Raw genomic sequence first — 15171 nt, 5'->3', positions numbered from 1 at the left:
CGTGCCCCGCGTCGACCTGCTCCCGCAGGTGGCCGATGGCCGTCGTCGCGTCCTTGGCGGAGAGGTCGGTCGTCTTGACCCGACGCTCCAGCAGCTCGATCTCCACCACGAGGCCCTCGAACTTGCGACCATGCCGCACGCTACGAAGCATGGACAGTGCGGACAGCGCCCCGCGCCGGCTCTCGGTCGACCGGTCGAGCCTCGCGCACCGGCTGCGCTACGCCCTGGGCCACCCCGAGCGGATCGCCCCCCACCTGCGGCGCGGCGCCCGCGACCTGTGGCTGCGCGCCCGGCACCGGGACCACGTCGCCTACTACCGGGCCGTGATGGCCTCGGACACCGCCCGCAGCCCGGAGGCGGCCGTCGGCAGCCGCGACCACCGGCGGTGGCTGGCGTTGGGCAAGCTCCAGTTCGACTACCTCAGGGACCACGGCCTCGCCCCCGGCCACCGGATGCTCGACATCGGCTGCGGCAACCTGCGCGCCGGCTGGCGGTTCATCGACTACCTCGACCCCGGCGGCTACTACGGCATCGACATCTCGCCCGACATCCTGATCGGCGCCAAGGAGACACTGTCCCGCAACGGCCTGCAGGCCAAGCTGCCGCACCTCACCCTCACCCACGACCTGACCTTCGACTTCCTGCCGACCGGCCACTTCGACGTCGTCCACGCGCACAGCGTCTTCTCGCACTCGCCGCTCCCCGTCATCGGCGAGTGCCTGGCCAACGTCGGCCGGATCCTCGCCCCCGGCGGCTTCTTCGACTTCACCTTCGACCGCACCGAGGGCCGCGAACACCAGGTGCTGCGCGAGGACTTCTACTACCGCGCCGAGACCCTGACCGCCCTGGCCGCCGAACACGGCCTGGCCGCCCGGCTGATGGACGACTGGGAGCGCCTGCCGCACGGACAGTCCAAGATCCGGGTGACCGCCCCGTCGCCCGAGGGCGAGCGGTGAGCGTCCCGGCCCGCGTCGTCGTCCACCCGCCGCGCGCCACCGGCGGGCGACGGGTCAGCGCCGGCGGCGAGGACCTGGGGGTGGCCCGCTCCCCGGTCGAGCTCATCGAGTTCCTGCGCCGCGCCGGCCTCGACCCGGACGAGGTGCTGTTGGAGGACCCCACCCTCATCGAGTGGCGCGGCGGCGGCCCCGAGGTGTGGACGACGCAGCCCGACATCAACGGCCGTTGACGGATGAGTTCCGGATCCGACGCGGGTCTACCCCCACGACAGGACACGGACGAGTGGGACGTCGATGGGGATGCGAGAGATGAGAGAGCGAACGGCCGATCGGGGCGGGGCGGCGATCGAGACGTCCGGCCTGGTCAAGGTCTTCGGCGAGCAGCGCGCCGTCGACGGCGTCGACCTCACCGTGCCGGCCGGCACGGTGTACGGGGTGCTGGGGCCGAACGGCGCGGGCAAGACCACCGTCGTCAGGATGCTGGCCACCCTGCTGCGGCCGGACGGCGGCGAGGCCCGGGTGTTCGGGCACGACGTGGCGCGCGAGCCGGACCGGGTGCGGGCCAGGGTGAGCCTGACCGGGCAGTACGCCTCGGTCGACGAGGACCTGACGGGCACGGAGAACCTGGTGCTGCTCGCCAGGCTGCTCGGCCACCGCAAGCCGGCCGCGCGGGAGCGCGCCGCCCGGCTGCTCGACGCGTTCGGGCTGGCCGAGGCGGCCGACCGGCAGGCCAAGAACTACTCGGGCGGCATGCGGCGCCGGCTCGACATCGCCGCCAGCATCCTCAACACGCCCGACCTGCTGTTCCTCGACGAGCCGACCACCGGCCTCGACCCGCGCAGCCGCAACCAGGTCTGGGACATCGTGCGGGTGGTCGTCGCCCAGGGCACCACGGTGCTGCTGACCACCCAGTACCTGGAGGAGGCCGACCAACTCGCCGGCCGGATAGCCGTGATCGACCGGGGGCGGGTGATCGCCGAGGGCACGCCGGGGGAGTTGAAGTCCTCGGTCGGCGCCGGCGCCGTCCACGTCCGGCTGCGTGATCCCGGGCAACGGGCGGAGGCCCGGCGGGTGTTGGCCATGGTGCTGAAGGCGCCCGTGCAGTTGGCCGCCGACCCGGTGGCGCTCACCGCCCGGGTGATGCCGGAGGGCGCCGGCGCGACGGAGCCCGCCGTGCTGGCCGCCAGGGCGCTGGCCGAGCTGGCGGGCCAGGGCATCACCGTGGACGACTTCTCGCTCGGCCAACCCAGCCTGGACGAGGTCTTCCTGGCACTCACCGGCAAGAGCGCGGGCGAGTCCACCGAACGCCACGACGAGAAGCGGGAGGCCGCCGCGTGAGCACCGCCACCGACCCCACCAGAACCGACCGTCCCGACGAGCCGGCCGGGGCCGGCAACGAGGCCGAGGACACCTACGTCCCGGCGGCCGAGGTGCTGGCCGCCGTGTTGGACCCCGCGGCGCCGCGGCCCCCGCGGCCCAGCGCGCTCTCCGCCTCCGTCACCTTCGGCTGGCGCGCGATGCTCAAGATCAAGCACGTGCCCGAGCAGCTCTTCGACGTCACCGTCTTCCCGATCATGATGACGCTGATGTTCACCTACCTCTTCGGCGGCGCGCTGGCCGGCTCGACCAGCGAGTACCTGACGTACCTGCTGCCCGGGATCATGGTGATGAGCGTGATCATGACCACCATGTACACCGGTGTCTCGGTCAACACCGACATCCAGAAGGGGGTGTTCGACCGCTTCCGCACCCTGCCGGTGTGGCGGCCGGCCGCCATGGTCGGCTACCTGCTGGGCGACATGGTGCGCTACGTGCTGGCGTCGCTGGTGATCCTCGGCGTCGGCCTGGCGCTCGGCTACCGGCCGGGCGGCGGGGTGGTCGGGGTGGCCGCCGGGATCCTGCTGCTGGTGGCGTTCTCGTTCGCGTTCTCCTGGATCTGGACGCTGTTCGGCCTCGTGCTGCGCTCCGAGAAGTCCGTGATGGGCGTCAGCATGCTGGTGATCTTCCCGCTGACGTTCCTGAGCAACGTGCTGGTCGAGCCGGAGACCATGCCCGGCTGGCTCCAGGTCTTCGTCGACGTCAGCCCGGTCACCCGGCTGGTGGCGGCCGTGCGCGGCCTGATGGACGGCGCGGCGGACGTCGGCGAGATCACCTGGGTGCTGGTCGCCGGGCTGCTGCTGGTCGCCGTCTTCGGCACGCTCACCATGCACCGCTACAACCGCAGATAGCCGCCGGCACCCCGCCCCCGCCCCGTCCCGCGCTCCGCGCCCCGCGCGGGCGGGGCGCCGGCGTCCCTTCCTTCGGCGCGGCCGCTGTACGAGGATGGCGCGATGAGCACTTCGCCCCCCGCGCCATCCGCGCCCTCCGACGCCGCCGGCCGGGCGACCCCGCGCGCCGTCGCGGACGCCTACGTGGAGACCCTGGCCGACCTCGACCCGCTGCACGGCACCAACCTCGGCATCCGCCCAGGCGTGGCCGACCTCCCGGACCTCTCGCCGGCCGGCCACCAGGCGGTGGCCGCGGCGCAACGCGCCACCCTGGCCGAGCTGGACGCGGTCGAGGCGGCGGCCGGCGGCCCCGGCGCGCTGCCGTCGATCGAGCGGCGGGCCGGCCGGCTGCTGCGCGAGCGGCTGACGGCGACGCTCGCCCAGCACGACGCGGGCGAGCAGCTGCGGGACGTCTCCAACCTCTTCTCGCCGGTGCACCACCTGCGCTCGGTGTTCCTGATGATGCCGACCGAAACCCCCGACGACTGGGCGGTGATCGGCCGCCGGCTCGCCAACGTGCCGGCCGCGCTCGCCGGTTACACCGAGTCGCTCACCGAGGGCGTCCGCCGCGGGCTGACCGCCGCGCCACGCCAGGTGACCACCGTCGCCGGCCAGTTGGACACCTGGCTGACCGCCGACTGGTACCGGGAGTTCGCGGCCGGCGGCCCCGAGGGCCAGCGCGACGAACTGGCCGCGGCGGCCGGGCGGGCCACCGAGGCGCTCGACACGCTGCGCCGCTTCCTGCGCGAGAGCTACCTGCCGGAGAGCGAGGGAACCCCGGACGGCGTCGGCACCGAGCGCTACCTGGCCGGCGCCCGCCGTTGGACCGGCTCCGACCTCGACCTCGACGACGCCTACGCCTTCGGCTGGGCCGAGTACCACCGGCTGGCCGAGGAGATGCGGACGGTGGCCGCCGAAGTGCTGCCGGGCGAGTCGCCGCTGGCCGCGATGCACCACCTGGAGCGCGAAGGCGAGGCCGTCGAGGGCGTGGACGCGATCCGCGACTGGCTGCAGAACCTGATGGCCGAGGCCATCGAGGCACTGGACGGCAAGCACGTCGACCTGGCCCCGCCCGTGCGGCGCGTCGAGGCCATGATCGCCCCGCCGGGCAGCGCAGCCGCCCCGTACTACACGCGCCCGTCGCTCGACTTCGCCCGGCCGGGCCGCACCTGGCTGCCGACCATGGGCGCGACCCGGTTCCCGCTCTGGCAGCTGGTGTCCACCTGGTACCACGAGGGCGTGCCGGGACACCACCTCCAGCTGGCCCAGTGGGTGCACGTCCAGGACCGGCTCTCCCGCTACCAGGTCAGCGTCGGCTCGGTCAGCGCCACCACCGAGGGGTGGGCGCTGTACGCGGAGCGGCTGATGGACGAGCTGGGCTTCCTCACCGACCCGGGGCACCGGCTCGGCTACCTCTCCGCCCAGATGCTGCGCGCGGTGCGGGTGATCATCGACATCGGCATGCACACCGGGCGCCGCGTCCCGGCCGGCGAGTCCTTCCACCCGGGCGAGGTGTGGACCCCGGAGCTCGGCGCCGAGTTCTTCGCCGTGAACACCGGCTGCGACCCGGCCTACACGGAGTCGGAGCTGACCCGCTACCTCGGCATGCCGGGCCAGGCGATCAGCTACAAGCTCGGCGAACGCGCCTGGCTGGAGGGCCGGGCGGCCGCCCGCGCCGCGGCCGGCGACGCGTTCGACGCGAAGTCCTGGCACATGGCGGCGCTGTCCCTCGGCTCGCTCGGCCTCGACGACCTGGCGACGGAGCTGGCCGCGCTGCGCTGAGCGCTCCGCTGGAAAGCCGCGCCGGGCCGCCCTGGCCTGCGGCGTTGTCGGGCGGCGCGGGGTGTCGTGCGGCGCCGTCGTGGCCGGTCGCACCCACGCGGCGGAGCCGCCCTGCACACTGGAGGCATGTGCCGCAGCATCAAGACCCTCCGTCCCCCGGCCACCCCGGACGTCACGACCGACGACGTCCGGGCCGCCGCGCTCCAGTACGTCCGCAAGGTCTCGGGCTTCCAGCGCCCGGCCGCCCACAACCAGGCCGCGTTCGACGAGGCGGTGGCCGCCGTCACGGCGGCCACCGAGCGCCTCCTCGACCAGCTGGTGGTCAGGGGCGCCGGCGGCCGGGCCGCCAGCGGGTCCTGACCACCACGTCCACCGCCGCCGACCGGGAGGCCGACGGTCAACCCGACCCTCAACCCCACAGTGGAACACGGGCCTCGCCCGCGCGGCCAGCGCATCGCGTCATAGTCCACACACAGCCCGTCATCGTCCACAGCGCCGGGCCTAGCATCAAAACGATTCATCCCCCACCAAACTCCGGACGGAGAATCCCATGCGCAGGACGAGCGCGCGGTTCAGGCTGGGCAGTGCAGTGGCAGTGATGACAGCGGTGGTGACGCTCGGCGGGCTCCTCACCGCGACCAGTGGCGTGGCGGCCGAGCCCGTCGAGACGGTGGCCGTCGGCACCCCGACCGGCTTCGGGCGGGCCACCACCGGCGGTGCGGGCGGCAGCGTGGTCACGGTGACGTCCGCCAGTGCCTTCGCCTCGGCGGCATCGAGCAGCACCACCCAGGAGATCCGCGTCAGCGGCACCATCACGCTGTCGAGCATGACCCGGGTGGCCTCCAACAAGACGATCATCGGCGTCGGCAGCAACGCCCGCATCCAGGGCTACGGGCTGAACATCCGGCAGGCCAACAACGTGATCGTGCAGAACATCACCTTCGCCGGCTCCGCCGACGACGGCATCAACGTGGAGTACTCCACCAACGTGTGGGTCGACCACAACAACTTCACCGGTCACTACGACGGCGCCCTCGACATCAAGCGGGCATCGGACAACATCACCGTGTCCTGGAACCGCTTCTACGGACAGGACAAGAACAGCCTGCTCGGGCACTCGGACGACAACAGCTCCGAGGACTCGGGACGGCTGCGGGTCACGTACCACCACAACTGGTACGACGGCACGAACCAGCGCAACCCGCGCGTGCGGTTCGGCAACCCGGTGCACGTGTACAACAACTACTACAGCAACATCGGTAGTTACGGCGTGGCGTCCACCACCAACGCCGGCGTGCTGGTCGAGGGCAACTACTTCGAGAACACCGACGACCCGTTCCACCGGGGCGAGGGCAGCTCGCCGGCCGGCGCGCTGGTGGCCCGCAACAACCACTTCGTGAACTCGGGCACCGGCCAGAGCGGCGGCAGCGTCGCGGGCATCCCGTACAGCTACAGCGTCGACACCCCCTCGGGCGTCAAGTCCAGCGTCACCTCGGGGGCCGGCGTCGGTCGGATCTGACCCGGCTCCGGATCGCTCCGGAAGACACACTCTCGCAGCCGCGGGCCGGCGGCGCGGTAACCACCGCGCCGCCGGCCCTTGTCGGCTTGCCGTGCCGGCGCTATCGTCCACGCCACCTGAGCGCTCCGCCGGGAGCGCGGCCGCTCAGCGAGCCCAGAGCCGTCCGTCCGTCCCAGGAGCGAGGAAGCCCCATGGCGGAACACGGGTCCCCACCGGCGTGGCAGGACAACGGCCGGCGCCCACGGTCGCCGAGGCCCACCATCGGCCTGGTCACGGCCAACATCCACCTCGGCGTGGGCGCGTCCCTCTGGTCCGGGGTGCTGGAGGCCGCGGAACGCGAGGACGTCAACATCGTCTGCTTCCCGGGCGACGCCCTCACGCCCGGCGGCGCGCCGCGCAACGCCGTCTACGAACTCCTCGACCGGGCCGGCCTCGACGGCGCGATCTGCTGGACGTCCACCCTCGGCCTGCCGGTCGGCGGCGAACGCGCCGCCACGCTGGTCCGACGGCTCGGCGGGCTCGGCCAGGTGATCAGCCTCAACCGGGCGTTGGACGGCCACGAGACGCTGCTGCTCGACTCGTACGCCGGCATGCGCAAGGCCGTCGGGCACCTCGTCGAGCACCACGGGCGCCGCCGACTCGCCTGTCTGCGCGGGCCGATGGCCAACCCGGTGGCGCTCGACCGGTTCCGCGCCTTCAGCGACGCGCTGGCCAGGCACCGGATCCCCCGGGACCGGGCGCTGGTCTCCGCCTCCCTCGACTACGCGGCCGGCGCCGGCGCCTCGGCGATGCGGGTGCTGCTCGACGTCCGCGGGCTGCGCCCGGGCCGCGACTTCGACGCCGTGGTGGCGTGCAGCGACGTGCTGGCCGCCGACGCGCTGCGGCTGCTCACCGAGCGCGGCGTGCGGGTTCCCGAGGACGTCGCCCTGATCAGCTTCAACGACTCGGTGGAGGCCAGGATCAGCGACCCGCCGCTGACCTCCGTCGCGCTGCCCTTCGGCGAACTCGGCTCGCTCGCCGTGGAGACCATCCTCGCCAGGCTCCGCGGCGTCCGCCCCCCGGAGCGCCGGGTGGTGCCGGGCACCCTGGTGATCCGCAGGTCCTGCGGCTGCCCCACGCCGCTGGTCATGCAGGGCGGCGAGGGGCCGGAACCGGCCTCGGAACCGGCCCCGGCCCCGGCCCCGGCAGGCTTACCCGGGTCGCCGCTCGACGAGGAACTGCTCGCCACCCTCCGCGCGGACGCCGCCGAGCCGGCGGACCCCGCCGGCGGCGGCCCGTTCCTCAGCGGCCTGGAACGGCGCGTCGGCGCCGTCCAGAGCTTCGAGGACGCCGCCGCCTGGGACCGCGCCCTGCTGCGGCTGCGCGCCGCGGCGCCGCCGAGCGCGCGGGCCGAACGCCTCGTCGGCCAGGCCAGGTTGATGGTCGCCGACAAGTCGCGACGGCTCCTGGAGTACGACCGCTGGACCCTGGAGCAGGAGTCCCGGCGGCTGCGCGCCCTGTCCACCACCCTCACCACCGCCGTCGACCTGGCCGAGATCGACGCCGCCCTCGACCGCCACCTGCCCCGACTCGCCGTGCCGGGACACCGGTTGGTGGTCGCCGGGGACGGGCCGCCCCGGGACACGGAACCGCCGCCGCTGCCGCCGCCGGACGGCGAACACCGCTTCACCGCCGTGCTCGAACCCCTGCACATCGGCGAGGAACCCCTCGGCTACGCCGTGTTCGACGCCGGGCCGCGGGCCGTCGCCGCCCGGCACGGCGCGCTCTACCGGGCGCTCGGCGAGCAGATCAGCGCCGCCCTCAAGGGAGTTCGACTGTTCACCGAGGTGCGCAGGGCCAGGGACGCCGCCGAGCAGGCGAGCAGCTTCAAGACCCGGCTGCTCGGCAACGCCACCGACGAGCTGCGCAGCCCCGTCGAGGCCATCCTCGGCCACACCGCGCCCGGCGACCCGGCCCACGAGGAGGCGGCCAGGCTGCTGCGGCTGATCGACGACCTGCTCGACCTCTCCCGCTCCGAGATCGACGCCCTCGGCCTCGACCGCCGGCTCCTCGACCCGCGCCCGCTGCTCGCCGAGGTCTTCCAGGACACCGTCGCCGGCGGCCACCTCCGGCTGCCCCGCCGGCTGCCCGCGCTGTGCGCCGACCCCGACCGGCTGCGGCAGATCGTCCACAACCTGTTGACGGCCGCCGGCCCCTACCCCGACCTCATCGTCGACGTGGACCCGCCCCGGCTCACCGTGCTGGTCACCGGGCCCGAGTTGGCGGCGCCGGCACACGAACCGGCCGAGGACGAACGCTACTTCCAGCCCTTCGCCGCCCGCGGCCCGGGCGGCCGGCTCGGCCTGGCCATGGCCCGCCGACTCGCCGTGCTGCACGGCGGCTCGCTGGCCCTGCACCGCGGCCCGGGACCGTTCGGCTTCCGCCTCGACCTGCCGCTGCCGACCCCCGCCGAACCCACCGGGCCGCACACCGGCGAGGCGTCGCCCGGCCGTACCCTGCTGGTGGTGGAGCGCACGCTGCCCGAGCTGGCGGCCGTCGCCCGCCGGCACGGGCTGCGCCCGCACCGGCCGCACCCGGACGAGGACATCGCCACCGTGGCCGCCGGCCACCCGCCGGCCGCCGTCGCCTGGGACGCCGGGCAGGCGACCCCGCAGGAGTGGGCCACCGTCCGCCGGCTGCACGACCATCCGGCGCTGCGGAACGTGCCGTTCCTGCTCTACGGGCCCGTCGCGGGGCGGGACCTCAACCAGGCGCTGCACGCGCTGCGCCCCTCGGGCGTCGCCGCCCCCGCGGTGGTGGTGGGCGGCTCGGCCGCCTCGCGCGAGGCGTTCCGGCGGCTGCTGACCGGCGTGCTGCCGGGGCGCACCGTGCGGGCGGCGGCGGACGGCACGGCGGCGCTCGCGCTGCTCGCCGAGGAGGCGCCGGGGCTGCTGGTCGTGGAGCGGACGCTGCCCGACATGGACGGCTTCGAGCTGGTCGACCGGCTGTGGCACGACTGCCCGGTCCTGATGCTGAGCGCCGCGGGGTTCACCTTCTCCGACGTGCGGCGCGCCGAGCCGCACCCGAGGCTCCTGCTGCTCGGCCGGGGCATCCTCACCGAGGAGGAGACGGCCCGGCTGCTGACGTCGCTGACGTCGTCGGCCTCGGACCCCCAGCGCCAGCAGCGCGCCGCCGACCCGGCGCCGGTGCGCTACGCGCTCGCCTACATCGAGCAGCACTACCGGCACCGGTTCTCGCGCTGGCAGATCGCCCAGGCCGCCGGCGTCAGCGAGGACCACCTGGGCCGCCTCTTCCACCGCGAACTCGGCCTCACGCTCTGGGAGTACCTGACCCGGCTGCGCATCGAGCGCGCCAAGGAACGGCTCCAGCGGAGCGACGACAACGTGCAGACGATCGCCCGCGCGGTCGGCTTCCACGACCGTGCCTACTTCAGCCGGGTCTTCCGCCGGCTGACCGGGGTGGCGCCGCACGCCTACCGCGACGCCTCCTGAGCCGGCCGTCCGCGAACCGCCGGCCGTCCGCAAACCGCTGGTGGTCCGCCGGGTGGTGTTGTTACGGTCGCCGATCGTGGACGACGACTGGCTGACGACGAACCGCGAGAACTGGGACGACCGCGTGCGGATCCACGCGGCAAGCGACTTCTACGACCTGCCGGGGTTCCGCGCCGGCGGCTCGCCGCTGCGGGCCTTCGAGCGGGACGAGCTGGGCGACGTGGCGGGGAAGCGGCTGCTCCACCTCCAGTGCCACATGGGGCAGGACACCCTGTCCTGGGGGCGGTTGGGGGCCGAGGTCACCGGCCTCGACTTCTCGGCCAGGGCCGTCGAGCAGGCGCGGGAGCTGGCGGCGGAGGTCGGCCTCGCCGACCGGGCGCGGTTCGTGGTCTCCGACGTGTACGAGGCCGGGGCCGCGCTGGGCGGCGAACGGTTCGACATCGTCTACACCGGCCTCGGCGCCCTGGTCTGGCTGCCCGACCTGACCCGCTGGGCCGAGGTGGTGGCCGGGCTGCTGGCCGAACGCGGGGTGCTCTACCTGGTGGACTTCCACCCGGTCACCGACATGCTGGCCGACGAGGACGGCGGCACGGTGCGGCACGACTACTTCGCCACCGAGCCGCTGCGGGCCGAGTACGCGCACACCTACACGGACGGGCCGCCGCTGGAGAAGACGGGCTCCGTGCAGTTCTTCCACCCGCTGGGGGAGATCGTCACCGCGCTGGCCGCGGCGGGGCTGGTGATCGAGTTCCTGCACGAGCACCCGTTCACGATCTTCGCGCGCTATCCGGTGCTCACGGAGTCCGAGCCGGGGATCTACGGCTATCCGGCGGGGCAGCCCAGGGTGCCCCTGATGTTCTCCGTCCGGGCGAGGCGTCCTTGAACGATCTGTTCAGTCTTATCTGTTGACAACGAATGCTTCACGGGGGCAGTCTTGCGTCATGCCCGAAGCACTCGCACCCGATCCCTTCACCCCGCCGGACGCCGCGCAGGCCCGTGAACACCGGGGGGCCGCCGCGCTGTTCAGGCTCGCCGAGCGGCACGCCGCCACCGAGGCCCAGCGGGCCCGCCAGGTGAACGCGCACCTCCCGGCCCCGCACGAGGCCGTGCGGCTCGTCGCGTTCCTGCTGAGCGGCGCCGCGCTGCCGGAGGAGGGCGAGCCCGAGGTGGACCATGCCGACATCATGGCCGCGCTGACGCTGCTGCCCCGGGTGCGCGCCGAGTTGGACGAGTTGGAGGCCGGGCTGCTCACCATGGCCAGGGGGCGGGGGCTCACCTGGCAGGAGCTGGCCTTCGGCCTCGGGCTCGGCACCCCGCAGGCCGCGCGGCAGCGGCTCGCCAGGCTGGCCGAGCGCACCCCGGACCAGGCGGAGGGGGCCGCGGAGTAGGAGGGTGGGGGCCGTCCCACCGCGGGATCAGGCGATTCCGGAGGCGGAGGAGCGCACCGTCCGCTGTTCGTACTCGGCCTTGGCGGTCTGCAGCAGCCGCTGCCACGAGGCCACCGTGGGGCGCCTGCGCAGCAGGGCCCGGCGCTCGCGCTCGGTCATGCCGCCCCAGACGCCGAACTCCACGCGGTTGTCGAGCCCGTACGCCAGGCACTCGGCTCGGACCGGGCAGCCACTGCACACCGCCTTGGCGCGGTTCTGCGCGGCACCCTGTACGAACAGTTCATCCGGATCCGTCTTGCGGCAGACCGCGTGCTTAGTCCAGTCCACAACCCAGCTCATGCCGGTGCCGTTCCTCTCCCAGACGAGGGCTCCCCCACGGCGGCAAGTGGCATATGACCGCTTGCCAGTTGAGGACGTTACGGAAGGCAGGCGGTACCGCAACACCCCCTATGGGCCTAATCTTGGATGGCCCAATCGGACTATGCGGCGCGCGAAGTAACCCTTGTGAGGGATGTTGGGTGTCTGGGTGAGGGGAACGAGGACTCTCTCTGTGGATACCCAGCGAGACGGGAAACCACCCGTCCGGGCTAAGGCGACTTGACGGTGCCCCAGCGGGTGGAATAAAGGCGTTCGCAAACGACGGTACCCCCGGGACGGGCGCGCCGCCGGGGGTATCGGGAAAAAAGTGGGAACTGCCGGGCGCCGGCGGCCGGTCAGACCAGCGCGGCCAGCTCGGCGGCCGGCAACGAACCCGGCTCGCGCCCCTCGCGGGCGAAGGTGTTCGCGATCGCGACCAGCCCCTCGTTGACCGGGGTCGGCACCCCGTGCAGGCGGCCGAGCAGCACGATCTCGCCGTTGAGGTAGTCCGCCTCGATGGTGCCGGTGCCACGCCGCAGGCTCTGCCAGGACGAGCCACGGCTCTCGGGGGCACCGGGCACCGGGTGGATGTCCATCCGGTCGCCGCGCAGCGCGCGCTGCTCCTCCTGGCCGGCGAAGGCTATGCCGGCCGCCGTCAGCACCGCGGCCCCCTCGGCCACCGCCCGCTCCACCAACTGGCCGAGCAGCGGGTCCGAGCCCAGCGGCCCGGCGATCGCCTCGACCGCGTTGCCCAGGTTCGTCAGCAGCTTGGCGTACTTCCAGCGCATCACGTCCGACCGCGCGGGGGCGAGGAAGCGCGCGCTCTCCAGGTCGGCGGCGATCCGGCGCGCGGTGTCGTCGACGCCGTCCCCGTCGGCCGGACCCGTGCTCCCGGGAAAGGGGCCGACGTGCAGCATCCCGCTGAGCGGCGCGCAGGGCGCGACCACCACGCCGGGTTCGAGGAACAGCGAGGGCAGCCACACGCAGACCCCGTACACCCGCGGGAACCGGCGCAGCGCGAGCCGCTCGTTGGCCACTCCGTTCTGCGCGCACAGCAGCGGCAGGTCGCCGGCGACCGGCGCCCAGGCGTCCAACGCGGCCACCGTGTCCTGGGTCTTGACGGCCAGGACCAGCACGTCCTCCGCGGTCGGCCGGTACTCCTCGGGCCCGGCGAGCACGGGCGGCCGCAGCGTCAGCGACTCGTCCGGGGTGAGCAGCCGCAGCCCGTGCTCCCGCAGCGCCTCCCCGTGGGCGCCGCGTGCCACCAACGCGACCTCGTGTCCAGCCTGTGCCAACCGCCCGCCGATGGTGCCGCCGACCGCGCCGGCGCCGATGATGATGTAGCGCATGCGGCCATTCTCGCCCCGGCGCGCGGCGGGCGCGGCGGCGGGAGCCCCCGGGTTCCCCGGCCGCCGCGCCAGGGACGCCGTCACCAGTAGACGACGACCCGGTCGCCCTCCTGCACCTCGTCGAAGAGCTGGGCTATGGCGCCCTCGTCGCGGACGTTGACGCAGCCGTGCGAGGCGCCGTTGTAGCCGTTGGCCGCGAAGTCCTGCGAGTAGTGCACCGCCTGGCCGCCGTCGAAGAACATCGCGTAGGGCATCGGCGAGTCGTACAGCGTGGAGTGGTGGTTGCGGGACTTCCAGTAGACCTCGAACTCGCCCTCCCTGGTGGGCGTCTCCTCGGCGCCGAAGCGCACGTCCACCGTGGTGCGCACCTCGCCGTCGACCACCCAGGACAGTGTCTGCGAGGTCTTGGAGATGCACAGCACCCGGCCCGTGAGGCAGCGCTCGTCCAACTCCTGGGCCGGCTCGACCTCGGGGATCTCGACCGGCGGGAACATCTCCTCCTGGCTCGGCGCCTCGGTCTGGCCGGTCAGGGCCTCCCAGGTGGGCTCGAAGACCGTGCCCGACGCCTCGATGCCGGCGGCCTGCTGGAACGCGGTGACGGCGGCCGTGGTGACGTCCCCGTAGTAGCCGGTGGGGTTCTCCTCGAAGTGGCCGAGCTGCCCGAGCCTGGCCTGGAGCTCGCGCACCTGGTCCGAGTTGTCCCCGTAGCCGAGTATCTGCTGGGGCGGGAACAGCTCCTCCTGGCCCGGCGCCTCGGTGGCGCCCGTCAGCGCGGACCAGGTGCTGGCGAACACCGTGCCGGAGACCTCGATGCCGGCCGCCCGCTGGTACTCGGAGACCGCGCCCAGCGTGACGTCCCCGTAGTAGCCGGTGGGTTGGGCCAGGAAGTGGCCGAGCGACGCCAACCTGGCCTGGAGCTCGCGCACCTGCTCCGACTCGTCGCCGAAGTCGAGCACCACCTCCTCGGCCTGCTCCTCCGGCGACTCCTGGCCGGACTCCGCGTCGTCACCCGGCGACTCGTCCTCGCTCGGCGTCGCACTCGACGCGTCGTCGCCGGAGCCGGAGCTCTCGGCGCCCTGTGCGGAGCAGCCGGTGAGCAGCAGTGCCGCCACGGCGGCACTCGCCACCGCCGGTGCGGCCAACCTGCGAAGGAGCGCGGAGCGCATCAGTGTTCCCCCTGGAGCTATCGGACCTCTCGGGACCTCACTGATAAAGATGCGCCTAATCGGCGGAATGTTGCACCGGGCCCATAACGAAGAAGCCACGATTGGGTGGTTCGCGCCCCGGTCAGGGGGTGGTGTCGAACCGGCGCAGCACCGAACCACCCGCGGTGACCAGCAGTTCCGTGTGTCCCTCGCCGAGTGCGACGCCGTACTCGGCGGCGAGGAAGGCGGCCACCGAGGCACAGAGGGAGGCGGCGTCGATGTCGTCCTCGTCCTCGACGTCCTCGACGACCACGGTGAGGGCCGGGTAGCCGGCGGCGTCCGTGGAGGCGAGGGCCCAGCGCACCAGGTCGGCCGCCGGGTCGTCCGGGTGGGCCGCGCGGAACGCCGCGGCCACCGCGTCGCCCTGCCGCTCCAGGGAGTCGACCACCGGCCCGTCCGCCACGTCGGGCCCGTTGTTGTGGCCGTGGTGGTAGCCGAGCACCGCGGCCAGTGCCATCAGACTGACGGCCAGGAACACGCCGCCGAGCGACACGCGTGCCGTCAGACCCCTCACCTGCGCCCCCTTCGCGGCTGGAGAAGACGGCAGCATCGCACACTTCGCCGGTGGTCAAACCTGCGTGTGGTTGCCTTGACGGATCACTGACGGAACGTTGACTCCCTTGTGAGCAAGGGGAGTTGGCGACTCAGGTCGGAGGCGCCCCCGGCAGCAGCGCGCGCACCGCGTCGACGGAGGCCACCGCCTCGGGCTGCGCGGCCCGCTTGTCCTCGCGGTAGCGCAGCACCCGGGCGAACCGCAGTGTCACACCCGCAGCGGGGCGAGCGCCGCCTCGAAGTCGTCGTGGCCCGCCGCCACCTCGCACACCGCCTCGATCGCCGCCCTGGTGCCGTCCTTCGCC

13 protein-coding genes and 2 pseudogenes are annotated in these 15171 nt (G+C 73.5%); 10 read left to right on the top strand and 5 right to left on the bottom strand.

The window, feature by feature from the left end; genetic code table 11:
• Positions 1 to 127: pseudogene (locus E1283_RS39870) on the bottom strand (DUF349 domain-containing protein); the annotation flags it as partial.
• 22 nt (positions 128 to 149) lie between these two features.
• On the opposite strand from E1283_RS39870, the gene E1283_RS16665 reads away from it, so the two are divergent.
• The 10 genes from E1283_RS16665 (at position 150) to E1283_RS16620 (ending at position 11403) form a co-directional block, all read left to right on the top strand.
• Entirely contained in the window at positions 150 to 956 is an 807-nt protein-coding gene (locus E1283_RS16665; protein ID WP_132818838.1) for a methyltransferase, read from the top strand.
• Positions 953 to 1186 (top strand): hypothetical protein, encoded by a 234-nt coding sequence (locus E1283_RS16660; RefSeq protein WP_132818837.1) that lies wholly within the window; start codon positions 953 to 955, stop codon positions 1184 to 1186. Before E1283_RS16665 ends, E1283_RS16660 begins: the two co-directional genes overlap by 4 nt.
• A gap of 79 nt (positions 1187 to 1265) precedes the next feature.
• Complete coding sequence (locus E1283_RS16655; protein ID WP_132818836.1) at positions 1266 to 2294, top strand: ATP-binding cassette domain-containing protein; 1029 nt, start codon at positions 1266 to 1268, stop codon at positions 2292 to 2294.
• Positions 2291 to 3184: an ABC transporter permease gene (locus tag E1283_RS16650; protein WP_425086186.1), complete on the top strand. Its 894-nt coding sequence runs from the start codon at positions 2291 to 2293 to the stop codon at positions 3182 to 3184. Before E1283_RS16655 ends, E1283_RS16650 begins: the two co-directional genes overlap by 4 nt.
• A gap of 102 nt (positions 3185 to 3286) precedes the next feature.
• Positions 3287 to 5005: a DUF885 domain-containing protein gene (locus tag E1283_RS16645; protein WP_132818835.1), complete on the top strand. Its 1719-nt coding sequence runs from the start codon at positions 3287 to 3289 to the stop codon at positions 5003 to 5005.
• A gap of 126 nt (positions 5006 to 5131) precedes the next feature.
• Positions 5132 to 5365, top strand: a complete 234-nt coding sequence (locus tag E1283_RS16640) for a DUF2277 domain-containing protein (RefSeq protein WP_132818834.1) — start codon at positions 5132 to 5134, stop codon at positions 5363 to 5365.
• Between the two features lie 238 nt (positions 5366 to 5603).
• On the top strand, positions 5604 to 6524 hold the full coding sequence (locus E1283_RS16635; protein ID WP_243744886.1) for a pectate lyase family protein: 921 nt from the start codon (positions 5604 to 5606) through the stop codon (positions 6522 to 6524).
• Positions 6525 to 6715: 191 nt separating this feature from the next.
• Positions 6716 to 10015: a substrate-binding domain-containing protein gene (locus tag E1283_RS16630; RefSeq protein WP_132818832.1), complete on the top strand. Its 3300-nt coding sequence runs from the start codon at positions 6716 to 6718 to the stop codon at positions 10013 to 10015.
• Between the two features lie 76 nt (positions 10016 to 10091).
• Positions 10092 to 10898: a class I SAM-dependent methyltransferase gene (locus E1283_RS16625; protein ID WP_425086184.1), complete on the top strand. Its 807-nt coding sequence runs from the start codon at positions 10092 to 10094 to the stop codon at positions 10896 to 10898.
• A gap of 58 nt (positions 10899 to 10956) precedes the next feature.
• Complete coding sequence (locus E1283_RS16620; RefSeq protein WP_132818831.1) at positions 10957 to 11403, top strand: DNA-binding protein; 447 nt, start codon at positions 10957 to 10959, stop codon at positions 11401 to 11403.
• A gap of 27 nt (positions 11404 to 11430) precedes the next feature.
• Here the strand turns inward: E1283_RS16620 and E1283_RS16615 are convergent.
• The 4 genes and pseudogenes from E1283_RS16615 to E1283_RS37335 all read right to left on the bottom strand — a co-directional run bounded on the left by E1283_RS16615 (position 11431) and on the right by E1283_RS37335 (position 14828).
• Positions 11431 to 11788: pseudogene (locus tag E1283_RS16615) on the bottom strand (WhiB family transcriptional regulator).
• A gap of 328 nt (positions 11789 to 12116) precedes the next feature.
• On the bottom strand, positions 12117 to 13109 hold the full coding sequence (locus E1283_RS16610; RefSeq protein WP_132818829.1) for a ketopantoate reductase family protein: 993 nt from the start codon (positions 13107 to 13109) through the stop codon (positions 12117 to 12119).
• An 80-nt stretch (positions 13110 to 13189) separates the two neighbouring features.
• Entirely contained in the window at positions 13190 to 14275 is a 1086-nt protein-coding gene (locus E1283_RS16605) for a L,D-transpeptidase family protein (RefSeq protein WP_132818828.1), read from the bottom strand.
• A 121-nt stretch (positions 14276 to 14396) separates the two neighbouring features.
• Positions 14397 to 14828 (bottom strand): hypothetical protein, encoded by a 432-nt coding sequence (locus E1283_RS37335; protein WP_165956149.1) that lies wholly within the window; start codon positions 14826 to 14828, stop codon positions 14397 to 14399.
• Between the last annotated feature and the right edge of the window lie 343 nt (positions 14829 to 15171).

It is taken from the genome of Streptomyces hainanensis (assembly GCF_004348415.1).
GTDB classification, from domain to species: domain Bacteria; phylum Actinomycetota; class Actinomycetes; order Streptomycetales; family Streptomycetaceae; genus Streptomyces; species Streptomyces hainanensis.
This window is presented reverse-complemented; position numbering and strand designations above follow the sequence as displayed.